The following is a 21,567-nucleotide window of genomic DNA, read 5'->3' as shown; positions in this document are numbered from 1 at the left end:
GGTTTTGGACGCCGCCCTTCGCCGGGGTGGCGTCCCTTCCCCAAGCAGCACCGCCGCCGGTCCCGCCTGAGTTTCGGCCTCATGGACGAGGCCTGTCGCGCCGCCCGTAGGCGACGGGTCTTCTATGCATTCACCTCGGCGGCCGCAGGCCGGCGCGGCTTCGGGCGCGGTCCGCGCAGCAGGCGCTTGACCTCGGCGTCCCATTTCCTTTTCGGCACCAGCAGAAACCGCCCGTGCTTCTCGACCGGTATCTGCTTGGTTTCCGTCGCGGCGCGGTAGCTTTGCGCGCGGCTAAGACCGATGTGCGCTCCGGCGTCCTCGATCCTGTAGAAGAACTTTTGGCGGATCAGGCGGCTGACGACTTTGGTCGGCATTCGAGACCTCCTCAAACGAATTCGGACTACCCTAGAAATAGGATATCAACTACCCTATACTAGAGGCCTAGGATCGTCTCGCGTCATATCGTTCGATCTCAGGAAGCTTCAAGCCCGATGGCACCTCGATCAAAAAAGCAGAAAGCTATCCCGGCGTTCAAACGCGGGCGCGAGTTCAAGGTGATACTCCCGCCGGATATTTCGGAGCGGATCGAGAAGCAGGCGAAGGACGAAGGCAAGCCGCAGAGCCGGATCATCATCAACGATTTGGCCCGAATTCCTGACCTTGAGCACCAGCGCGCTCTCGCGGAGAGCGTCGAGGATATGCGGGTGCTGCTCGCGCGCTATTCCGAGGAGATCATCGCGACCCAACTCACCGAGCCTTTGCTGAGCGCCGTCGATGACATTCTCGAGGTCAACAGCCAGGCCGAACTGCGGGTGAAGCTCGACAAGCTGCGCGTTTTGCGCGCCAACATGAAACTCCTGATGAAGGGAAGGAAGTGATGAAGGATCGCATCAACCGCCCGCCACCACGATAGGGGCGCTTGCCACTGCGACTGTTGCGGTGACGGGCGCCCCGGAAACGCAAGCATCGGGAAATCAGTCATGGCGATCTCCAATGTAGTAGCCCTGAAAGAGGTGGTCTCGCGGCACGAAACCGAGCCGCTCGATACGGTCGCGAACGCAATCAACATCAAGCTGCGGCTTGCCGACAAATCGGACATCGTCGCCGAAGATCACCGGCTTGCCGCCGGCCAGATGTTGGTCTCGTTGCGTAAGCGCGTCGAGGACGAGGGGCTGAACTGGTGGAAATGGGCCAACGGTCGGATCGACCGTAGCCGCCGCGATATCGAGAAGCTCATGCGGATCGCGAAGGCCGACGACCCGGAGGCTGCCGCCGAGGAAGCGGCGCAGAAAAATCGCGCACATCAAGCAAAGCACAGAGCAAAAAAATCGACCGGGGCAACTGCGGCTTACGTAAGCCGCACCGAACCCAGGGCCGGGACCGCGACGATCTGTCAGAACAACCGCAAACTATGGCGCTTCATCGACGACTATTGCGAGCGCACCGAGGCGTGGTTCACCGAGCATCAATCGGCCATCTCGGCCGAGGGCAAGACATGGCTGTTGCGCGGTCTGCATTCCGGCGCCGACAGGCTCATGCGGTTGGCCCAATCGCTGGATGGCCGCTAACTGCCAGCGCCGGCAAATCAGCGGGCAAATCGGAGCGAACAGGCCCCGGAGGGGCCGACCCCGACGCAAAAAGCGTCGGTTTTACCGTAAGATGCTGGGATCATTGCACTTTTTACGATTTCCCGGCATGTCCGACGAGTTTAGTAATGCGTCGCCGCCGCCTATCTTCCCGAAAATCCGAAGGGGAAAAGCGGCCGGGCACCATCCGGCCTCTTGATCCCGACGACCCGCGCAACCCGAACCACCCGAGCCAAGAAAAGCGATGGCTCGAACTGGCGGCAGAGCTAGGGCGGGCGGCAGCGGACCAAGATTGGGATCGATTGCACAACCGAACGGACGGGCGAGAAGATGGGAAAGCAAAAGACGGCGGTCATCTACGCAAGGTTTAGCAGCGACTTGCAACGAGACCGCTCGATCGACGATCAGGTGACGCTTTGCGAGCAAATTGCGCGGCGAGAGGGATACAAGGTCATCGAGGTATTCAGTGATCGCGCCAAGTCCGGCGCGAGTATGTTTGAGCGCGACGGCCTGCTGGCGCTGATGACCGCCGCGAAGAAGCGCGCGTTTGATGTTGTGATTTCCGAAAGTCTCAGCCGCCTGTCGCGCGATCCGGAAGATACCGCCGCGATCTTCAAGCGCCTTCGCTTCAACGACATCACGATCTTTGACCAGAACGGCGCGGTCACTGACATCCACGCCAGCATCGGCGGCATCGTCAATTCGATGTTTCTCAAAAATCTGGCCGACAATGTTCGCCGCCATCACAGTGGCCGCGCCCGCGAAGGAAAATTCCCGGGCGCGCTAACCTATGGTTATCGGTGCATCCCCGGCAAGCCGGGAGAGCGCGAGATCGACGCGGCGCAGGCCGCGATCGTGCGGCGCATTTTCGCCGAGTATGCGGATGGCAAACCCGCGCGCCAGATTGCGGCCGATCTAACCCGTGAGGGCGTCCCATCACCGAGCGGCGGCAAGCACTGGAACCACCAAACTTTCGTCGGCGGAATGAGGGGGCGGCGCGGGATGCTCGGCAACCGTCTCTACGCTGGCGAGATCGTTTGGAATTCGAACCGGACCATCCGCAATCCGGAAACCGGAAAGCGGACGCAGCGGAAGGCAAATCCGGACGATCAAATCGTCACGGCCGCCCCGCATTTGAGGATCATCGACGAAGCGACATGGGATCGCGTTCACGCGCTTTGCGATCAGCGCGCCAGCAAGTTTGGACATGACCGGCGGGCAGGGGTGCGGCGCGGCCAATACAAGGACCATCTCCTGTCCGGCATGCTTTGCTGCGGCGCTTGCGGCGGCAACATGCGGGTCTATCAGGTTACGGCCAAGAGCGGCGGCCGGGTGGCTTGCGCCGCCGCAATCCAGAAGGGCACCTGCACGCACCGCAAAAGCTACTACCTTTCCGGCTTGGAGGCGGCAGTGCTGGACGGCATGAAGGCCAATCTCGCAAATCCGAAGGTCCTGATCGAATATGTCCGGGCCTATCACGCGCGGTGGGCCGAGCGACAGCGGGAGATTTCGACGGACCGGGCAGCAGCCCAAAAACAGCTTAGCAAGCTGACGGTACAGATTGACCGTTACGTGACCGCAATCGGCGAAAGCGACGAGCCCGTCAAGGCGATGATGGAGCGGCTTAACAAACTGGAAGCGGAGCGGGCGGCGTTGGAGGCAAGGCTTGAGGCGGCGGCGGCCGAGGGCAACGTCATTGCCCTGCATCCGACTGCCATCGACAGGCTCGCTTCAAATGTCGAGGTCATGCATGCCGCCCTGAGCAAGGCGGCTGGGATCGGCGCCGACGCGACCAAATCGGCCCGGTATCGGGGCGCCTTCCGTAACCTGTTTGATCGGTTCATGGTCAATCCCACCCCGCGCCGGCATGCCTATGAGGTGACGCCAATAGCTAGGTTGGGGGTGATTTTGGGTGTCGATCTATTCCCCAAGGTCCGGAGCGCCAAAGAAATGTTGGCTGAGCAAGGGGTTAATATGCCGCTTGTGGCAAATGAGACAATTCCCACCTGATATCAATATGGTGAGCGCGACACACGGGATCACGATCATGAGCATTGACGACAAAACCAGAACGGAACTCGAGGCCGCGGTCTTCCGGCGTCTCGTCAGTCACCTGCGCAACCGCACCGATGTGCAAAACATCGACCTGATGAACCTCGCCGGCTTCTGCCGCAACTGCCTGTCCAACTGGATGAAGGAAGAGGCCGACGCCAAGGGCCTTGCGGTGAGCAAGGACGAGAGCCGTGAGGCGGTCTACGGCATGCCGTATGAGGAATGGAAGGCGAAGTATCAGGGCAGCGCGACGCCGGAGCAGCTCGCGGCGATGAAGAAAGCCCAAAGCGGGCATTAAGCCGAGCAACGTCATTCCGGGATGGTGCGTTAGCACCAGACCCGGAATCTCGAGATTCCGGGTTCGATGCTGCCGCATCGCCCCGGAATGACGTTTATACCTGAAAGACCAGCATCTCCTGTGGGCGCGCTGTGGATGAGCGCGATGTTTCCTTGACGGAACGCGCGCCAAAATCGAGGGTCGCCCGCAGCAAGCGGTGCGCAAGGCGCGTATTCGCGTAACATTTTGATACCTGTTCAGGAGTGCGCGATGGCCACCACGTCTGCCGCCGTCAAGGAAGAGCCCGCAACGCGATTTGCCAAGGACCAGCTCAAGTCCATCATCGAGCGCATCGAGCGGCTGGAAGAAGAGAAGAAGACGATCTCGGACGACATCCGCGACGTCTATGCCGAGAGCAAGGGCAACGGCTTCGACGTCAAGGCGCTGCGCGCCATCATCCGTCTGCGCAAGCAGGATCCGAACGAGCGCCAGGAGCAGGAGACCATCCTGGAGACCTACATGCAGGCTTTGGGGATGCTCTGAGGCGGCCGGCGGCCCACTCTCTGCCGGGCGTTCGCCAAGGGCGCCCCCAAAGGCGTCCTCCAAGGCGCGCCCCTCAAAGGCTCAGGTCAAAGCTGCTGGAAGGCCTCCTGTCGAGGCTTGGGTGAAATCCCGGGATTTGCTACACTGCCGGCGAGGCAACCGGGCAGATCGTTCAGATGGACGTGCCAGGACCAGAGCGCCGGCTCGCTGCGGTCCTCGCCGCCGACATGGTCGGCTATAGCCGCCTGATGGAGGCTGACGAGACGGGCACCCTTGCGCGCCTCAAAACCCATCGCATCGAGCTGATCGATCCGGCCATCGCCAAGAATCGCGGCCGCATCATCAAGACCACTGGCGACGGCCTGCTGGTTGAATTTCATAGCGTCGTCGATGCGGTGCTGTGCGCGGCCGAGGTCCAGAGCCGGATGGCGAAGCGCAACGCCGACGTCGCACCGGCGCGGTGGATGCAGTTTCGCATCGGCATCAATCTTGGCGACGTGATCGTTGACGGTGCCGATATCTTCGGCGACGGCGTCAACGTCGCGTCCCGCCTGGAGACGCTGGCCGAGCCCGGCGGCATCTGCATTTCCGGCGCGGTCCGCGATCAGGTCGGCGATCGCCTGGAAGATCTGAGCTTCGAGGATCTCGGCGACCAGACCGTCAAGAACATCGCGCGCCCGATCCGGGTTTTTCGCGTTCATCTCGAATCCGGTGCCAGGCCCGTTCCGGAGCACCCGAGCGCGGTGGCCGCCCCTGTCGTCGCCAAGAAGCCCTCCATCGCCGTGCTGCCGCTCGTCAACATGAGCGGCGATCCCGAGCAGGAATTCTTCGCCGACGGGCTCACCGAGGACATCATCACCGAGCTGTCGCGCTTCCACGATCTGCTGGTGATCTCGCGCAACTCGAGCTTCGTGTACAAGGGCAAGGCCGTGAAGGTGCAGGACGTCGCGAAGGAATTCGCCGTCGACTATGTGCTGGAAGGCAGCGTGCGGAAGGCGGGCGGCCGGATCCGCGTCACCGTGCAGCTGATCGACGCCGTGGCCGACCGGCACGTCTGGGCCGAACGCTACGACCGCGAGCTTGCCGACATCTTCGCGATCCAGGACGAGATGACGCGCGCGATCGTGGCGACCTTGCCGGGGCGCGTCGAGGCTGCCGCGCATGACCGCGTCAAGCGCAAGCCGACCGACAACATGGCGGCCTATGAATGCGTGCTTGCCGCCAAGGTGCTGCATCATCGCTCGGCACGGGACGACAACGCGGAGGCGCAGCGCTTGCTCGAGCGGGCCATCGTGCTTGACCCAAACTATGCCCATGCCCACGCCTGGCGGGCCTGCGTGCTCGGCCAGACCTGGGTCTACAACTGGTGCACCGACCGCGACGCGACCATGGCGCAGGTCGCCGCAGAGCTCGAGATCGCGCTCAAGCTCGACGACAATGACAGTGACGTGCACCGGATCCTCGCCGCGCTGAACCTTAACCGCGACGACCACGACAAGGCGGCCTTCCACCAGGAGCGCGCGCTCGCGCTGAACCCGAACTACGACCTCGTGGTCGTGCAGCAGGGCGAGCTCCTGACCTGGCTCGGGCGGCCCGAGGAGGGCATCGACTGGATCAAGCGGGCGATGCGCCTCAATCCGTTCCATCCGGAGCGCTTCTGGAGCCATCTCGGCCGGGCCTGCTATTGCGCCGAGAAATACGCCGACGCCGTCGAGGCGTTCTCGCGCATCACGCGCCCCGACCACACCCATCATGCCTTCCTCGCGGCGACCTTCGCGCAGATGGGCAACACGGTGGCGGCCTCTGCCCACGCCGCCGAGGTGCTGAAGCGCGAGCCGAGCTTCTCGGTTGCCACGCATCTGACAACGCAGCGCTACAAGTGCGAGCCCGATCGGTCGCGTTACGAGGCCGGCCTGCTCAAGGCAGGGCTGCCGGCCTGAAGGGGCGGAAAGCTATCTTGTCGGCAGAAGCGCGGCTCAGCGCAGCGAGGCGGTGCGGAGCACGAAGGACTGGGTCGTCAGGAGGGCGGTCGCCGAGCCCGAGAAGCGGTCGCAGGTCATGCCCATCATCGGATCTTCCGAGAAGGTCATGACGACGGCGGCCTGCGGCTTCACGAAATGAGCCCGCATCATGGTCATGTCGGTGTCGCCAAGCACCGTGGTCAGCATGGCATTGCTGGCGCTCGGCGCCAGCATCACCACGCGCATCCAGATATCGTTGCCCTTGGCGGCCGAGATCCGCGCGGAGGTGGTGATCACGCCCTGGCTCGGTGCGCCCTTGGCAACGACGGTGTTGATTTCGGTGCTAGGACCCGCGGCATTGCGCGTCGGGCGCACGTTGCGCGGGATCGGCGCGGTCGCTGCGACGATGTTGGCGCGATCGACCGGTGACGCCGCGGGCGCATAGGCCAGCGCCTTGTTGAAGTTTTCGGTCGTCGTGCTGGCTGTGGTCTGCGGATCGCTACCGCCGACCGCCTCACGGGCCTTCAGCGCGGCTATCTGCGCCGCCGACGCCTGCTTCGGCGCCTCACCCTCGTCACCCCAGAAGCCGCGGGCATTGATGATGTCGGCAGGCGATTGCGGCGCGGTGTTCTCGGCCACCTGCACCACTTGCACCGCGGGCTTCGCCTTCGGCATCGGAACGAGTTGGGCGTCGGCGGCGGCGAGCTGGATGGCGGCGGCGAACTGCGGCTTGGCGCGCGGCAGCGGAACCGGATCGGCGGCTTTGGCGGGCGCGGCGGCGGCCACCACGGTGTTGGCGGCGGGCTTGTCGTTCACGCTGGCCGCGCCTTCGTCTTCATCGTCACTCGACTTGCCGCCACCGAACAGCTTCGCGAACAGGCTCGGCTTGCCGATGGTCGCGGCATCGTCACCATTGCCGCGGCGCTCGATATCGGCCTTGGCAAGCTCATAGCCCTTGAGCGGCGTGCCGTCGGTCGGGACATGGACGGTGCGGCCGTCGGGGAACACCCTGACCAGCTGATCGCGGGTCATGCGCGGCCAGTGGCGGATGCTGCCGGTGTCGAGATGGACGAACGGCGAGCCCGAGGTCGGATAGAAGCCGACGCCGCCGCGCTGCAGGCGGAGGCCGGCGTAGCGGATCTGCTCCAGCGGCACGCCCGGGATGAAGAAGTCCATCGCATGCCCCAGCATGTGCTGGCTGTGGCGCGCAACGCCCGAGGAGCGGCGGCGGAGCATGGCGTTGGTGGCAGGGGCGCGATAGGCGGAGATGATCTGGATCGGCTGCTTGCCGCCGACGTCGTTATAGACGTCCCACAGGATGTCGAAGAGGTGACGGTCCATCACCGTTTCATCCTGGGAACGCCAGTCGCGCAGGAAGTGGTTGAGCTGCTTCAGCGCGCCTTCGTCGTAGCGGCCCTCGCGCTTGAAGGTGACGGTGAGGTCTTCGCCGGAATGGGTGTGGTGGAAGGAGAGGGTGCGGGTCTGGTTCAGCGCGGTGGCATCGTGCACCGATCCTGCGCCCGCCAACAGCAATAGCGCAGTCAGGCCGACTTGGTATCCGGCCTTAGGCAACGACAGCGGATTGCAGCGGCGTGCGAAGACAGCCAGCACTATGAGCCCACCCAGTCGACGAGCGTTCGGTCGGCATCTTTCGCAGACCCCCTGCGGAAGACGGTGAACGCTTTCTTAAAGCGGGAGGGTTAACCGAGGTTTACCGACCCGCCCCCAAGTTAGGCTTAACTAACTGGGCGACTGTGGCAAAAGATAGCCCTGCTCCCCGGCCGAGACCCGAAATGGTTAACGTAAACGATCTCGCCTTTTGAGCGAGATCGTTGATTTTGCTTCAAAATTTATCCCAATCGGGCCGAAATGCAGATCAGCGGGTGATCACCCGGCGCTGCTGCTGGGCCTGCCCACGACGGATCGGCTGCGGCTCCGGCTGTCCGAATCCCCCGAACAGGCGCTCGAAGAAGTTTGGTCCGGAGGAGCCAAAGCCGTTGTCGCCGGCGACATTGACGCCGGCGGGCAGGCTGCTGCTCGGCGGACGCGAGTAGCTCGGCTGGGCGTGCGCCACTACCGTCTCGAGATCCTTGCCGCGGCCGTTCCTGAGCAGCGACAGCATGGCGGCGTCGCGGCCGTAAACGTCCCTGCGCAATTGCAGCTTGCCGGCATCGTCCACGAACGCGGTCTGGTAGGTGATGTTTACCGGGATCGGCGTCGGGAATTTCAGGTCGACCTCGCTCGAACCGTACATGCTGCGGATCCGCTCCGGCGTGTAGTGCTGGTTCGGCTCGGTAATGTTGAGCAGGACGGCGGCGTACTGATCGGGATTCTGCACGCGCATGCAGCCGTGGCTGAAAGCGCGCTCGTCCTTCGCGAACAGGTACTTGTCCGGCGTGTCGTGCTGATAGACCAGGAACTTGTTCGGGAAGTTGAAGCGAATGCGGCCGAGCGCGTTGGCTTCACCCGGCGGCTGCGAAATGTGGATCGAGCCGTCGCGGTTGCGCTCGAGCCTGAGGCCCATGCGCTGCAGCACCGTCGGATCCTGCTGCAGGGCCGGCAGATATTCGTTGTAGATGATCGACGGCGGCACGTTCCAGGTCGGATTGACCGTGATGTACTTCATCGTCTCGGTCAGAAGCGGCGTGGCATGCTGGCCGGGCTTCCCGGTGACGACGCGGGTGGTCCAGACCGGCGCGCCGTTCTGCATCACCTTCAGCGTGTAGTCCGGGATGTTGAGGATCACATAGGCATTGCCGACACTGGCGGCGCCGAGCTGGCGCGGCAGCCAGCGCCAGCGCTCCATGTTGACGATCACGGTGTCGATCTGCCGGTCGCGCTTCGGATTGTTCAGCGCCTTGACCGTGCGCTCGTCGAGAACGCCGGTCGGCTTGAGGTCGACGCTGCTCTGGAATTTCTCCACCGCCCGCGCGACCGTCGCGTCATACTTGGTGCTGTCGGCATCCTCGGTGATGCCGAGCTTGTTGCGCAGGTCCGGCACGCGCGGATCGTCCATCTCGACCGCAGCCTGCTTCTTGCGCGCCGGCAAATATTTCAGCGTCGGACCGTCCGCGATCGTGATGACCGGACCGTCGCCCTGGCCGCGCAGCTCGGCGAGCTTCTTCTTCAGCTCCTTGTAGAGCTTCTGCGGCGGGTTGTAGCCGTCGAGCGCGGCGGAGGCGTCCTTGGCGGAGGTCACATTGGCGAACACTTCCGCCGGATCGATCGGGTGTTCCGGATAGAGAATGTCCGCCGACACCTGCGACCAGTGCATGCGGCCGCTCTGGGCCTGGCGGGCGTAGTCCAGCATGCTGGCGGCGAGCTTCAGCTCGGCGTCGGCCAGCGCGTCCGGCGAGGTCGCCGCGGCGAAATCCGGCACCGGATAGTCTGATGCATCGAGGCCGTCGGCGGCCGCATCCTTCAGGCGGGCGATGACGCCCTTGCCGGCGTCGGTCAGCTTGCCGGCCTTGGTGAACACCGGCGCGTATTCGCGAGCCGAATAGAACTTCTCGGCCGCTGCGCGCTCGTTCTTGCGGTCAAAGCTACGCAGCGACTTGCTGGCGAGCAGTTCGCGCAGCTTGTCGGCAACCGGCTGATCCTCGGCAGCAACGTTGCTTGCCGCCTTCGCCGGTTCGCCCGCCGGCGCTGCGGCGGTCGCGGGAGCAGGAGCTGTGGCCGGCGCCGCTGCCGTTGCAGGCGCGGGGCTTGCGACAGGCGCGGTGGCCGTTGCAGGGGCGGGGGTGGCCGCCGCCGGCGCGACGGCGGTATCGGTCTTTGGCGCGTCGGCGGGCTTGGTCGCCGGCGCGGTTACGGCATCGGCAGGCTTCGGCTCGACGGCCTTTGCAGTCGCGCTCGGCTCTGCCGGCTTGGCGTCGACCGGTTTTGTCTCAGCAGGCTTGGCTTCGGTGGCATGCACATCCGCTGGCTTCACGTCGGCCGGCTTGGCTGCATCGGGCAGCGCGGCGGTGGTGTCGGCCTTGAAATCGCTTGCGGTGGGGGGCGGCACGTTGGCCGGTTCGGGGCGCGGGATCGCCGCGTCGATCGCGAGTTCCGAGGCGCTGGAGTGCGGCGTGTCCTGCGCGAAGGCCGCGGTCGCGGACACCGTGAGGAAGGTTGCCGCGACGGCCATCAATACGCGGTCAAATCCTCGACGGTTGTTCGAACAGTCACGCATCGTCACACCCCCTGGGTGAAACTGCCCCTCATCAAACTGGAACAGTTCAAATCAGAATTTGGTTTCATAGCTTGCGCGAAGCGCCGGCCTCTCGATCGACTCGCACGCCTGCACACAACGAACGCAGACGATACCTTTGCCCCTCTCATGCAGCCAGCGCCATGCGGGGCAACTCACGACAAACTGACCTCGAAGCAGCTGATTTCACTCCGGGCTGTGCGTTTTTGCCACGCGGCACAGCCTTTGTCTGTCACCGCCACGACACGGTTCAAAAGGTTCCCTGGTGCGGCCCTGTCGGCCTCGAGGGCTAAGTGGCGTCGCTTGCGCGCGCGCCGGCCGCAGCTTCGTCGAGCTTGCGGTAGAGCGTCGAGCGGCCGATCTTGAGGCGGCGCGCGACCTCCGACATCTGTCCGCGATAATGCGAAATCGCGAAGCGGATGATCTCGTTCTCGAGATCTTCCAGGGGGCGCACCTCGCCCGCGGCATTGAGCATGGAAAGGCCGCCGGCGGTGGGCAGGGAGGTGACAACCGGTATTTCATTACCGGAGATCATGGCGGGGGCCGTGGAAGGCGACACCACCAGCGGCTCGCCCTGCAGCGATTTGCCGTCCGGCGCCGGATGCGCCGTTCCTTGCGGGAAATCGGCGAGCCCGAGCTGGTTGCCATCGCTCATCACCACGGCGCGATACACCGTGTTCTCGAGCTGGCGGATGTTGCCCGGCCAATCGAGCTGCGAGAGGTGGGCCATCGCCTCGCCGCTGATGCCGGTGAGGTTGCGGTTCTCCTCGGCGCAGAATCGCGCCAGGAAATGCCGCAGCAGATGCGGGATGTCTTCGCGCCGCTGTCGCAGCGCCGGAATGGTCAGCGGCAGCACGTGCAGGCGATAGAACAGGTCCTCACGGAACTGGCCGCCTTTCACGAGATCGAGCAGCTTGCGGTTGGTCGCCGAGATGATGCGAACATCGACCTTGACCGGCTTGCGGCCGCCGACCGCCTCGACGGTGCCTTCCTGCAGGGCGCGCAGCAATTTCACCTGCGTGGCCAGCGGCAATTCACCGACCTCGTCGAGGAACAGCGTGCCGCCATGCGCTTCGACGAACTTGCCCTGATGGCGCTCGGTGGCGCCGGTGAAGGCGCCCTTCTCGTGGCCGAACAGGATCGATTCGACGAGATTGTCCGGGATCGCGCCGCAATTCACCGCAACGAACGGCCTGGCCTTGCGCTCGCTGCTGCCGTGAATGGCGCGCGCGAACAGTTCCTTGCCGACGCCGGATTCGCCCTCGATCAGCACCGGGATCGTCGAGGACGCGGCCTTTTGCGCGGTGCGCAGCACCCCGGCCATCGCCTCGCTGCGGGTGATGATGTCGGAGAAGGTCAGCCGGCCCTCGCGGCTGTGGCGGATCCGCTGCAATTCGCCCTTAAGCGCCGAGGCGTTGAGGGCGTTGCGCAGGGAAACCTGCAGTCGCTCGAAGCCGACCGGCTTGACGACGAAATCCTGGGCACCGGCGCGCATCGCCGACACGACATTGTCGATGCCGCCATGCGCGGTCTGCACGATGACCGGGACGGTCAAACCAGCTTCACGAATTTTTGCGAGGACTCCGAGACCGTCGAGGCCCGGCATCACGAGGTCGAGCACGACGGCGTCAATCGCCTGCGTCTCGGATGCGGTCAGGGCCGCGATCGCCGCGTCGCCACTGTCCACGACGAGGGGCTCATAGCCGCACTTCTGCACCATGTTTTCAACCAAACGGCGCTGTACTGCGTCGTCATCGGCGATCAAAATGGTGGCAGCCATGGTTTTCCCCGCACGCTACGTTTATTTGTCTCGAATCGGGGCAATGTCGCCGATGCCGATTAACGCACTCTTAAATGTTGCAAACCCGCATTCATTCCGCCGCCGCCGACATCTTTCCGACTGAACTAAGGTTACGAACAAGATGACCTCGCGCTCCAAAACTGCATCCAACAAGTCTGCCCTCGGCAAGGCCGCTCTCCGCAAGGAAGCCGCGTTGCGCAAGACGGCCGCGCAACGCAAATCGTCCGCGGGCGGCCCGGCCGCGAAAAAGGCAGCCAGCAAGACCGGCAAGCTTCCGGAATGGAATCTGGCAGATCTCTACTCCGGTATCGATGCGCCTGAGGTCGCACGCGACTTGCAGAAAATGGACGCAGATTGCGTCGCGTTTGAGACCGACTACAAGGGCAAGCTTGCCGAAAATACCGCCAAGGAAGGCGGCGGAAGGTGGCTGGCCGAGGCGATCAGGCGCTATGAGGCGATCGACGATTTGGCTGGCCGTCTCGGCTCTTACGCCGGCCTGGTCCATGCCGGCGACAGCGTCGATCCCGCGATCTCGAAATTCTACGGCGATGTCTCCGAGCGGCTGACCGCCGCGTCGGTGCATCTGTTGTTCTTCTCGCTCGAGCTCAATCGCGTCGACGATGATGTGATCGAGCGCGCGATGGCCGAACCCGAGCTCGGCCATTACCGGCCATGGATCGAGGATCTGCGCAAGGACAAGCCGTACCAGCTCGAGGATCGCGTCGAGCAGCTGTTCCACGAAAAGGCGCAAAGCGGCTACGCGGCCTGGAACCGGCTGTTCGACCAGACCATCTCCGGTCTGCGTTTCAAGATTGGCGGCAAGGAGCTCGCGATCGAGCCGACGCTGAACCTGCTGCAGGACAAGGCGGGGGACAAGCGCAAGGCTGCCGCGCAGGCGCTCGCCAAGACCTTCAAGGACAATGAGCGCAGCTTCGCGCTGATCACCAACACGCTCGCCAAGGACAAGGAAATCTCCGACCGCTGGCGCGGCTTCCAGGATGTCGCGGACTCCCGCCATCTCAACAACCGCGTCGAGCGCGAGGTGGTCGATGCGCTGGTCGCCTCGGTGCGCGCGGCCTATCCGAAGCTGTCGCACCGCTATTACGCGCTGAAGGCCGGCTGGTTCAAAAAGAAGAAGCTGCCGCACTGGGACCGTAACGCCCCGCTGCCGTTCGCGGCGACCGGCACCATCGCCTGGCCCGAGGCGCGCAACATGGTGCTGTCGGCCTATAGCGGCTTCTCGCCCAGGATGGCCGAGATCGCGGAGCGCTTCTTCAGCGATCGCTGGATCGATGCGCCGGTCCGTCCCGGCAAGGCGCCCGGTGCGTTCTCGCATCCGACCACGCCGTCGGCGCATCCCTATGTGCTGATGAACTATCAGGGCAAGCCGCGCGACGTGATGACGCTGGCGCACGAGCTCGGTCATGGCGTCCATCAGGTGCTGGCGGCGAAGAACGGCGCGCTGATGGCGCCGACGCCGCTGACGCTGGCGGAAACCGCAAGCGTGTTCGGCGAGATGCTGACCTTCAAGCGGCTATTGTCCCAGACCAGGAACGCCAAGCAGCGCCAGGCGCTGCTCGCGGGCAAGGTCGAGGACATGATCAATACCGTGGTGCGGCAGATCGCGTTCTATTCATTCGAGCGCGCGGTTCATACCGAGCGCAAGAACGGCGAACTCACCGCCGAGCGGATCGGCCAGATCTGGCTCAGCGTGCAGGGCGAGAGCCTGGGGCCGGCGATCGAGATCAAGCCGGGCTACGAGACGTTCTGGATGTACATTCCGCACTTCATCCACTCGCCGTTCTACGTCTATGCCTATGCGTTCGGCGATTGCCTCGTGAACTCGCTCTATGCGGTTTACGAGCACGCGTCCGAAGGGTTTGCCGAGCGCTATCTCGACATGCTCGCCGCCGGCGGCACCAAGCACTATTCCGAGCTGCTGCGGCCGTTCGGGCTCGATGCCAAGGACCCCAAATTCTGGGACGGCGGCCTGTCCGTCATCGCCGGCATGATCGACGAGCTGGAGGCGATGGGCTGAGGCCCATCGGCGTTCCGGCCGGGCCGGGCGGCAGCCGGTCCCGTGCCAGTTTCGTTCGGCGTTTTTTTGCGCCTGACGGCATGATCGTTCCATGATGCCTGCGTTTGGGAGGCCAATCCTGCCGAGGGGCTGCCGCGGCGTCGTCGCTCGAACGTGGATCGGGGACGATTTGCGCTTCAAATCGCCCGATCGGGACCGCGCCGTTGCCCTGCCTATCCGTTTGCGGTAATGGCTCGCGGAGGAACGCGAATTTCTGACTGGGGACAGCGATGGCAGACCATAGCGAAGTGGCCTACACGACCGCCGACGGCAACGATTACGTGGCGCATGAGCAGACCTATGAAGGGTTTCTCATGCTGGTCAAATGGGGCACCATCAGCGTCGCCATCATTCTCGCCTTGATGGCCTATTTCCTGGTCTGATCCTTAGATCGGCTAGCGGCGCCGCCGTCCCGCGGCGGTGCCGGAATTTCCTGTCGAAACCCGGATGTAAAAACCGGGTATCCAAATCTGGCGAAAATAACGCTAGTTTGAAGACGCGTGCGCCGCTCGCGCCGCCGGAGGGCCCATGAAGATTGCCGTTGCCAAGGAAATTGATCCGTCCGAGCCGCGGGTTGCGGCCTCGCCCGATACCGTGAAGAAGTTCAAGGCACTCGGCGCCGAGGTCGCGGTCGAGCCGGGCGCGGGCATCAAGTCGGGCCTTCCCGATTCGGAGTTCACCGCGGTTGGCGCCACCGTCAGCGCGGACGCGCTCAAGGACGCCGACATCATCATCAAGGTGAAGCGGCCGGAAGCCTCCGAACTTTCCAAATACAAGCGCGGCGCGCTGGTCATCGCGATCATGGATCCCTACGGCAACGAGGCCGCCCTGAAGGCGATGGCCGATGCCGGCGTGTCCGCCTTCGCGATGGAATTGATGCCGCGCATCACCCGCGCGCAGGTGATGGACGTCTTGTCCTCGCAGGCTAACCTCGCCGGCTACCGCGCCGTGATCGAGGGCGCCGAGGCCTTTGGCCGCGCCTTCCCGATGATGATGACCGCCGCCGGCACCGTTCCGGCCGCCAAGGTGTTCGTGATGGGCGTCGGCGTCGCCGGCCTGCAGGCGATCGCGACCGCGCGGCGGCTCGGCGCCGTCGTCACCGCGACCGACGTGCGCCCGGCCACCAAGGAACAGGTCGAATCGCTCGGCGCGAAATTCCTCGCCGTCGAGGATGAGGAATTCAAGAACGCGCAGACCGCCGGCGGCTACGCCAAGGAAATGTCCAAGGAGTACCAGGCCAAGCAGGCCGCGCTGACCGCCGAGCACATCAAGAAGCAGGACATCGTGATCACGACCGCGCTGATCCCGGGCCGTCCGGCACCAATGCTCGTCACCGGCGAGATGGTGAAATCGATGAAGCCCGGCTCGGTGCTGGTCGATCTCGCGGTCGAGCGCGGCGGCAATGTCGAGGGCGCGAGGCCCGGCGAAGTGGTCGAGACCGATGGCATCAAGATCGTCGGCTACACCAACGTTGCCGGCCGCGTCGCGGCGTCGGCCTCGAGCCTCTACGCGCGCAATTTGTTCTCGTTCATCGAGACGATGGTCGACAAGGCCAACAAGGCGCTCGCGGTCAATTGGGACGACGAACTGGTGAAGGCCACCGCGCTGACCAAGGACGGCGCCGTCATCCATCCCAACTTCCAGCCGAAGTAAGGAGAGAAGCCATGGAGCATCTCGCGCAGGCCGTCGATCCGTTCGTGTTCCGGCTGTCGATTTTCGTCCTCGCCGTGTTTGTCGGCTATTTCGTGGTTTGGTCGGTGACCCCGGCGCTGCATACGCCGCTGATGAGCGTGACCAACGCGATCTCCTCGGTGATCGTGGTCGGCGCGCTGCTCGCGGTCGGTGTCGGCATGGTCTCGAGCGGTTCGGGCTGGGCCCGCGGCTTCGGCTTCGTCGCGCTGATCTTCGCCTGCGTGAACATCTTCGGCGGCTTCCTGGTCACCCAGCGCATGCTCGCGATGTACAAGAAGAAAGCCAAGTGAGCGGCAATCACCTCGGGGTGATGAGGATTTTGGGGGACCTGAGATGAGCGCCAATCTCTCTGCACTGTTGTACCTCGTGGCGGGGGTGCTGTTCATCCTGTCGCTGCGCGGCCTGTCGAGCCCGGCGTCGTCGCGCCAGGGCAACATGTTCGGCATGATCGGCATGGCGATCGCCGTCGGCACGACGCTGGCGAGCCATCCGCCGGCCGACGGCGTGGCCTGGGTGCTGGTCATCCTCGCGGTCGCGATCGGCGGCGGCATCGGCGCCGTCATCGCGCGCCGGGTGCCGATGACCTCGATGCCCGAGCTCGTCGCCGCATTCCACTCGCTGGTCGGCATGGCCGCGGTGCTGGTCGCCGCCGGTGCGTTCTATGCGCCCGAGGCGTTCGACATCGGCACGCCCGGCCACATTCATCCGCAGAGCCTGGTCGAGATGTCGCTCGGCGTCGCGATCGGCGCGCTGACCTTCACCGGTTCGGTGATCGCGTTCCTGAAGCTGTCGGCACGGATGAGCGGCGCGCCGATCATCCTGCCGTTCCGCCACGTCATCAACATCGTGCTGGCGCTGGCGCTGGTGTTCTTCATCGTCGGCCTCGTGATGAGCGGCAGCGCGCTCGACTTCTGGCTGATTACCATCATCGCGCTGGCGCTCGGCGTGCTGATGATCATCCCGATCGGCGGCGCCGACATGCCGGTCGTGATCTCGATGCTGAACTCCTACTCCGGTTGGGCCGCGGCCGGCATCGGCTTCACGCTGGGCAATTCGGCGCTGATCATCACCGGTGCGCTGGTCGGCTCCTCCGGCGCGATCCTGTCCTACATCATGTGCCACGCGATGAACCGCTCGTTCATCTCGGTGATCCTCGGCGGCTTCGGCGGCGAGACTGCCGCAGCCGGCGGCGGCTCGGGAGAGCAGAAGCCCGCCAAGCTCGGCTCGGCGGATGACGCCGCCTTCATCATGAAGAACGCCTCCAAGGTCATCATTGTGCCCGGCTACGGCATGGCGGTGGCGCAGGCCCAGCACGCGCTGCGCGAGATGGCCGACATCTTGAAGAAGGAAGGCGTCGAGGTGAAATACGCCATTCACCCGGTCGCGGGCCGCATGCCCGGCCACATGAACGTGCTGCTGGCCGAGGCCAACGTGCCCTATGACGAGGTGTTCGAGCTCGAGGACATCAACTCGGAGTTCGCCCAGGCCGACATCGCCTTCGTGATCGGCGCCAACGACGTCACCAACCCGGCGGCGGAAGAGGACAAGACCTCGCCGATCTACGGCATGCCGGTGCTGCAGGTCTGGAAGGCCGGCACCGTGATGTTCATCAAGCGCTCGCTCGCCTCGGGCTATGCCGGCATCGACAACCCGCTGTTCTACCGCGACAACACCATGATGTTGCTCGGCGACGCCAAGAAGGTCACCGAGAACATCGTCAAGGCGATGTAAGGCGGTAGCGATGGCGTTGAACCGGGAGTGGCATCGAGCGCATCGCATGCCGCCCCGGGCGACGCGCGAGCAACGCATCAAGTGGCACATCGCGCATGCGGCGGCGTGCGCGTGCCGAGCGGTCCCCGACAGCGTCAAGGCGGACGTCGAGAAGCTGCTCAAGCTCCGCGGCAAGACATAGCCGCGGCCACCGCTGATGGCGCTGGCACTCGCAATCCTGAAATGGTTCCTGATCGCCGCGGTCGTCGTCTATCTCGGCGGGCTCGCGGTGCTGTACGTCAAGCAGCGCGAGCTGCTGTTTCCGATCCCGCCGGTCGGACGGACTGCGCCGGCAGCCGCGGGCCTTCCCGAAGCGGAAGAGCATGTCCTGACCACCGGCGACGGCGAGAAGGTCATCGTCTGGCACGTGCCGGCGAAGCCGGGCCGGCCGGTCGTGCTGTTCTTTCATGGCAATGGCGATTTCCTTGCCGGGCGCGTGGCGCGCTTCAAGGCCATCACGGCCGACGGCACCGGGCTGGTGGCGCTGTCCTTTCGGGGTTACGCAGGGTCGAGCGGGTCTCCGAGCGAGCAGGGACTGCTGCAGGACGCCGCGGCGGCCTACGCCTTCACCACCGCGCGCTGCCGCGCCGAGCAGATCGTGGCCTGGGGTTTCTCGCTCGGCAGCGGCGTTGCGGTCGCGCTCGCCGCCGAACATCCCCTCGGCAAGCTGATCCTGGAGGCGCCCTACACATCAACGGCTGACGTCGCCGGCGCGCATTTCTGGTATGTGCCGGTCAGCCTCCTGATGCGCGATCAATTCCACTCCGACCGGCTCATCGCGCAGGTCAAGGCGCCGCTCCTGATCATGCATGGCACCGACGATCCGGTGATCCCGATTCGCTTCGGCGAGCGCCTGTTCGATCTCGCCCATGAGCCCAAGCAATTCGTGCGACTGCCCGGTGGCGGGCACGACAATCTCGACGATTTCGGTGCGATGGCGACGGCGCGGCGGTTTATCGGCGCCGCAAGAGGCTGACGGCGGCGATTGTCTGTCGCATAATCGCGCCACCGAAGTGAGGGGACCCCACGATGAGTGCACACGGACCGATGCCGCGGTCGGCCTGGCTGTATCCCGTTCTGGCGGTGCTGTTGTTTGCCGCGGTCACGGCCACCGGTTACAGCTTCGCGCCATCGGCCGGGGGCTGGGTGTTTGCGGCGGTGCTGCTGGTCATTCTGTTCGGCACCGTGTTCGCGGCGGTCCACCATGCCGAGATGATAGCCGAGCGGATCGGCGAGCCGTTCGGCACATTGCTGCTGACGCTCGCGGTGACGATCATCGAGGTGGCGCTGATCTCGACCATCATGCTGGGCGAAACGCCGGCGCCGACCCTGGCCCGCGACACGGTGTTTGCGGTGGTGATGATCGTCTGCAACGGTCTGGTCGGGCTCTGCATCTTCATCGGCGGCCTGCGCTACAAGGAGCAGGATTTCCAGATCACCGGGGCGAACCTTTACCTCAGCGTGCTGTTCGTGCTCGCGACCATCACGCTCGATATGCCCAATTTCACGCTGACCTCTCCGGGCCCGGTGTTTTCCACGGCCCAGCTCGCCGTGGTCAGCGTCGTGACCGTGCTGCTCTATGCGGTGTTCCTCTACACCCAGACCATCCGTCACCGCGATTATTTCGTCAGCGGCGCCAATGAGGCAGCGGCGCATGGCGAGGTGATGTCGGACCGCATGACGGCGATCAGCGTTGCACTGCTGCTGGTCTCGCTGCTGGCGGTGGTGCTGCTGGCGAAGAAATTCTCGCTGGTGGTCGATGTCGTCACCGTCAAGATCGGCGCGCCGCCGGCCTTTGCCGGCCTGGTGGTGGCGGCCCTGATCCTGTTGCCGGAGAGCGTTGCCGCTGTGTCGGCGGCGCGCAAGAACGACCTGCAGAAGAGCATCAACCTCGCGCTCGGCTCGTCGATCGCCACCATCGGGCTCACGGTTCCCGCGGTGGCGGTAGCCGCCTATGCGCTCGACAAGCAATTGGTGCTCGGGCTCAGCAACCAGCATATGCTGATCCTGCTGCTCACCTTCATGGTCAGCATGCTCACCTTCGGAACCGGCCGCACCAACATCCTGTTCGGGCTGGTTCACATGGTGGTGTTCGCCGTGTTCGTGTTCATGGTTTTCGTGCCGTAGAGCATGATCCGCTTAAAAAAATTGGAGAAAATGACGATGCTCAGTGCCAAATCGGATGTGCAGGTGGATACGGCGGAAGTCCGGGTGACCGAATGGCGCCTCGCGCCGGGCAGCGCCACCGGCCACCACACCCATGAGATGGACTATGTCATCGTTCCGATCACGGCGGGCGAGATGACGATCGTGGCGCCGAACGGCGAGCGCTCGAAGGCGCAGCTCGGAGCCGGCAAATCCTATTTCCGCAAGGCCGGGGTCCAGCACGACGTGCTCAACGAGACGGCCAGCGAGATCGTGTTCCTCGAGGTCGAACTCAAGCCCTGACGCGGCGCGAGAACCAAGCAAGGAACCCTGCACCCGCCGAATGGCAGGTCCGAGCCGGCGCGGCTGTGGAAATTCATAACCCGTTAACGGCTGCGCGATGATCTAGCAGGCGGATGCGGCCTGCGCAGGGGACGCCTCCGGCTGAAACCAAAGCGACACCAAAGGTGACGTCGGAACGGGGGTTTGCCACCGATCCGACGCAGTTGATCCCTGAATGTGCCTCAAAGTTCCAGCATGTAGTAGCGGGGTGGGGAGTGGCAGGTCATGCTGAGTTACCTGAAGAAATTCGTGATGGACATCTTACCCTCGGTGGCAGCGACCATCATCGGGGCGTACATCGTTAATCACTACATCGTGGCCAAGCCGGAAGCACCGGCAGCCGCAGCCGTGACCGCCGCAGTCAATCCCAAGGCAGATCCGAAAGCCGCCGCCAAGCCCGCCACCGTCGTCAGCAGCCTCCCCGAAGCCGGCGTGAAGGCCAAGGGCATGTCCGAGCGTACGCTGATCGAGCGGTCGGCGTCCGAGAAGGCCACCGTCACCGAGAAGCCTGCCGAGAAATCGGCCGACCCCAAATCGGCCGACGCAAAGCCTGACGTGCCGGCCGATACCGCCAGCATCCCGGCCGACACCCGCCATCATCCGGCGGCGCCGAAGGCCGTCGCGAAGGTCGCGCCCGCCGCGCCGCAGCCGGCCGCGCCCGCGACGTCAGCCGCACCGGTCGAGGCTGCTGTGACGCCTGAGGAAAGCCGCGACGCCAACGACCTCGCGCGCGCCGCCATCGAGCGGCTGCGCAAGGAGCGTCCGCAGGAGGCAGCGCGGTCCCAGGATGCCATGCGCACCGATCTCGCTCGCCTGCCTGAGGCGCAGCGTCAGGCAGCCACATCGGCGATCCGGCCGTTGCCGCCGCCGATCATGGTGTCGAGCCCGTCCACTGACAATGTCGATCAATCCTCGCAGCCGCGTCCGCCCTATGCCGGCGGCGGCCAGGACTCCAACCGGCTGACGCCGCCGGCCGACATTCCGGTCCCGGTGGTGCAGGCCCCGCTCGACCTGCGCGCCGAGGCGATCATGCCGGCGCAGAAGAACGAGCGCACGTCGGTGACCGACGACATGTTCTCCGGCATGAAGTCGATGTTCCACGCCGTCCTGCCGAAGTAGCCGCAGCGCC

At 64.6% G+C, this 21,567-nt stretch carries 20 protein-coding genes; 16 read left to right on the top strand and 4 right to left on the bottom strand.

Annotation, left to right across the window (positions count from 1 at the left end; translation table 11 throughout):
• Window positions 1-122: 122 nt before the first annotated feature.
• The gene (locus ACVW1B_RS29970) at window positions 123-374 is read right to left on the bottom strand and encodes a hypothetical protein (protein ID WP_456822662.1); all 252 of its coding nucleotides are present in this window, start codon (window positions 372-374) and stop codon (window positions 123-125) included.
• Between the two features lie 180 nt (window positions 375-554).
• Between ACVW1B_RS29970 and ACVW1B_RS29965 the strand changes: the two genes are divergently transcribed.
• The 6 genes from ACVW1B_RS29965 (at window position 555) to ACVW1B_RS29940 (ending at window position 6,398) form a co-directional block, all read left to right on the top strand.
• The gene (locus tag ACVW1B_RS29965; protein ID WP_456822661.1) at window positions 555-878 is read left to right on the top strand and encodes a hypothetical protein; all 324 of its coding nucleotides are present in this window, start codon (window positions 555-557) and stop codon (window positions 876-878) included.
• A 102-nt stretch (window positions 879-980) separates the two neighbouring features.
• Window positions 981-1,568 (top strand): hypothetical protein, encoded by a 588-nt coding sequence (locus tag ACVW1B_RS29960; RefSeq protein ID WP_456822660.1) that lies wholly within the window; start codon window positions 981-983, stop codon window positions 1,566-1,568.
• 348 nt (window positions 1,569-1,916) lie between these two features.
• Window positions 1,917-3,596: a recombinase family protein gene (locus ACVW1B_RS29955; protein ID WP_456822659.1), complete on the top strand. Its 1,680-nt coding sequence runs from the start codon at window positions 1,917-1,919 to the stop codon at window positions 3,594-3,596.
• Between the two features lie 37 nt (window positions 3,597-3,633).
• Window positions 3,634-3,936, top strand: coding sequence for a DUF1244 domain-containing protein (locus tag ACVW1B_RS29950; RefSeq protein WP_050422684.1), 303 nt, complete (start codon window positions 3,634-3,636; stop codon window positions 3,934-3,936).
• Window positions 3,937-4,185: 249 nt separating this feature from the next.
• A complete protein-coding gene (locus ACVW1B_RS29945; RefSeq protein WP_016841616.1) occupies window positions 4,186-4,458 on the top strand; it encodes a DUF2312 domain-containing protein in 273 nt (90 codons plus the stop codon).
• Window positions 4,459-4,634: 176 nt separating this feature from the next.
• Complete coding sequence (locus ACVW1B_RS29940) at window positions 4,635-6,398, top strand: adenylate/guanylate cyclase domain-containing protein (RefSeq protein ID WP_092080760.1); 1,764 nt, start codon at window positions 4,635-4,637, stop codon at window positions 6,396-6,398.
• A 36-nt stretch (window positions 6,399-6,434) separates the two neighbouring features.
• Here ACVW1B_RS29940 and ACVW1B_RS29935 read toward each other — a convergent pair whose 3' ends face one another.
• The 3 genes from ACVW1B_RS29935 to ACVW1B_RS29925 form a co-directional block, all read right to left on the bottom strand.
• Complete coding sequence (locus tag ACVW1B_RS29935) at window positions 6,435-8,030, bottom strand: DUF882 domain-containing protein (protein WP_253606802.1); 1,596 nt, start codon at window positions 8,028-8,030, stop codon at window positions 6,435-6,437.
• A gap of 265 nt (window positions 8,031-8,295) precedes the next feature.
• The gene (locus ACVW1B_RS29930; RefSeq protein WP_456822658.1) at window positions 8,296-10,593 is read right to left on the bottom strand and encodes a L,D-transpeptidase scaffold domain-containing protein; all 2,298 of its coding nucleotides are present in this window, start codon (window positions 10,591-10,593) and stop codon (window positions 8,296-8,298) included.
• Between the two features lie 307 nt (window positions 10,594-10,900).
• Window positions 10,901-12,391, bottom strand: a complete 1,491-nt coding sequence (locus ACVW1B_RS29925) for a sigma-54-dependent transcriptional regulator (protein WP_456822657.1) — start codon at window positions 12,389-12,391, stop codon at window positions 10,901-10,903.
• A gap of 142 nt (window positions 12,392-12,533) precedes the next feature.
• Here ACVW1B_RS29925 and ACVW1B_RS29920 point away from each other — a divergent pair, with 142 nt between their 5' ends.
• The 10 genes from ACVW1B_RS29920 to ACVW1B_RS29875 all read left to right on the top strand — a co-directional run bounded on the left by ACVW1B_RS29920 (window position 12,534) and on the right by ACVW1B_RS29875 (window position 21,557).
• Complete coding sequence (locus ACVW1B_RS29920; RefSeq protein ID WP_456822656.1) at window positions 12,534-14,450, top strand: M3 family oligoendopeptidase; 1,917 nt, start codon at window positions 12,534-12,536, stop codon at window positions 14,448-14,450.
• Window positions 14,451-14,719: 269 nt separating this feature from the next.
• Window positions 14,720-14,872, top strand: a complete 153-nt coding sequence (locus tag ACVW1B_RS29915; RefSeq protein ID WP_092080774.1) for an aa3-type cytochrome c oxidase subunit IV — start codon at window positions 14,720-14,722, stop codon at window positions 14,870-14,872.
• 145 nt (window positions 14,873-15,017) lie between these two features.
• A complete protein-coding gene (locus ACVW1B_RS29910) occupies window positions 15,018-16,142 on the top strand; it encodes a Re/Si-specific NAD(P)(+) transhydrogenase subunit alpha (RefSeq protein WP_456822655.1) in 1,125 nt (374 codons plus the stop codon).
• A gap of 11 nt (window positions 16,143-16,153) precedes the next feature.
• Window positions 16,154-16,471 (top strand): proton-translocating transhydrogenase family protein, encoded by a 318-nt coding sequence (locus ACVW1B_RS29905; RefSeq protein WP_016841609.1) that lies wholly within the window; start codon window positions 16,154-16,156, stop codon window positions 16,469-16,471.
• 43 nt (window positions 16,472-16,514) lie between these two features.
• Complete coding sequence (locus tag ACVW1B_RS29900; RefSeq protein WP_253638613.1) at window positions 16,515-17,912, top strand: NAD(P)(+) transhydrogenase (Re/Si-specific) subunit beta; 1,398 nt, start codon at window positions 16,515-16,517, stop codon at window positions 17,910-17,912.
• 10 nt (window positions 17,913-17,922) lie between these two features.
• A complete protein-coding gene (locus ACVW1B_RS29895; protein WP_253606817.1) occupies window positions 17,923-18,093 on the top strand; it encodes a hypothetical protein in 171 nt (56 codons plus the stop codon).
• 15 nt (window positions 18,094-18,108) lie between these two features.
• Complete coding sequence (locus ACVW1B_RS29890) at window positions 18,109-18,927, top strand: alpha/beta hydrolase (protein WP_253606819.1); 819 nt, start codon at window positions 18,109-18,111, stop codon at window positions 18,925-18,927.
• 53 nt (window positions 18,928-18,980) lie between these two features.
• A complete protein-coding gene (locus tag ACVW1B_RS29885; protein ID WP_092080788.1) occupies window positions 18,981-20,078 on the top strand; it encodes a calcium:proton antiporter in 1,098 nt (365 codons plus the stop codon).
• A 36-nt stretch (window positions 20,079-20,114) separates the two neighbouring features.
• Window positions 20,115-20,399, top strand: a complete 285-nt coding sequence (locus tag ACVW1B_RS29880) for a cupin domain-containing protein (protein WP_028340624.1) — start codon at window positions 20,115-20,117, stop codon at window positions 20,397-20,399.
• 264 nt (window positions 20,400-20,663) lie between these two features.
• A complete protein-coding gene (locus tag ACVW1B_RS29875; protein ID WP_456822654.1) occupies window positions 20,664-21,557 on the top strand; it encodes a hypothetical protein in 894 nt (297 codons plus the stop codon).
• Window positions 21,558-21,567: the final 10 nt, after the last annotated feature.

Source organism: Bradyrhizobium sp. USDA 4502 (genome assembly GCF_054063355.1).
This window is presented reverse-complemented; position numbering and strand designations above follow the sequence as displayed.

Coding starts and splice junctions, on each gene's coding strand:
- ACVW1B_RS29930 (WP_456822658.1), bottom strand. CDS start 10,593: ATGCGTGACTGTTCGAACAACCGTCGAGGATTTGACCGCGTATTGATG.
- ACVW1B_RS29945 (WP_016841616.1), top strand. CDS start 4,186: ATGGCCACCACGTCTGCCGCCGTCAAGGAAGAGCCCGCAACGCGATTT.
- ACVW1B_RS29960 (WP_456822660.1), top strand. CDS start 981: ATGGCGATCTCCAATGTAGTAGCCCTGAAAGAGGTGGTCTCGCGGCAC.
- ACVW1B_RS29900 (WP_253638613.1), top strand. CDS start 16,515: ATGAGCGCCAATCTCTCTGCACTGTTGTACCTCGTGGCGGGGGTGCTG.
- ACVW1B_RS29895 (WP_253606817.1), top strand. CDS start 17,923: ATGGCGTTGAACCGGGAGTGGCATCGAGCGCATCGCATGCCGCCCCGG.
- ACVW1B_RS29915 (WP_092080774.1), top strand. CDS start 14,720: ATGGCAGACCATAGCGAAGTGGCCTACACGACCGCCGACGGCAACGAT.
- ACVW1B_RS29910 (WP_456822655.1), top strand. CDS start 15,018: ATGAAGATTGCCGTTGCCAAGGAAATTGATCCGTCCGAGCCGCGGGTT.
- ACVW1B_RS29875 (WP_456822654.1), top strand. CDS start 20,664: ATGCTGAGTTACCTGAAGAAATTCGTGATGGACATCTTACCCTCGGTG.
- ACVW1B_RS29970 (WP_456822662.1), bottom strand. CDS start 374: ATGCCGACCAAAGTCGTCAGCCGCCTGATCCGCCAAAAGTTCTTCTAC.
- ACVW1B_RS29880 (WP_028340624.1), top strand. CDS start 20,115: ATGCTCAGTGCCAAATCGGATGTGCAGGTGGATACGGCGGAAGTCCGG.
- ACVW1B_RS29920 (WP_456822656.1), top strand. CDS start 12,534: ATGACCTCGCGCTCCAAAACTGCATCCAACAAGTCTGCCCTCGGCAAG.
- ACVW1B_RS29955 (WP_456822659.1), top strand. CDS start 1,917: ATGGGAAAGCAAAAGACGGCGGTCATCTACGCAAGGTTTAGCAGCGAC.
- ACVW1B_RS29885 (WP_092080788.1), top strand. CDS start 18,981: ATGAGTGCACACGGACCGATGCCGCGGTCGGCCTGGCTGTATCCCGTT.
- ACVW1B_RS29925 (WP_456822657.1), bottom strand. CDS start 12,391: ATGGCTGCCACCATTTTGATCGCCGATGACGACGCAGTACAGCGCCGT.
- ACVW1B_RS29940 (WP_092080760.1), top strand. CDS start 4,635: ATGGACGTGCCAGGACCAGAGCGCCGGCTCGCTGCGGTCCTCGCCGCC.
- ACVW1B_RS29890 (WP_253606819.1), top strand. CDS start 18,109: ATGGCGCTGGCACTCGCAATCCTGAAATGGTTCCTGATCGCCGCGGTC.
- ACVW1B_RS29950 (WP_050422684.1), top strand. CDS start 3,634: ATGAGCATTGACGACAAAACCAGAACGGAACTCGAGGCCGCGGTCTTC.
- ACVW1B_RS29905 (WP_016841609.1), top strand. CDS start 16,154: ATGGAGCATCTCGCGCAGGCCGTCGATCCGTTCGTGTTCCGGCTGTCG.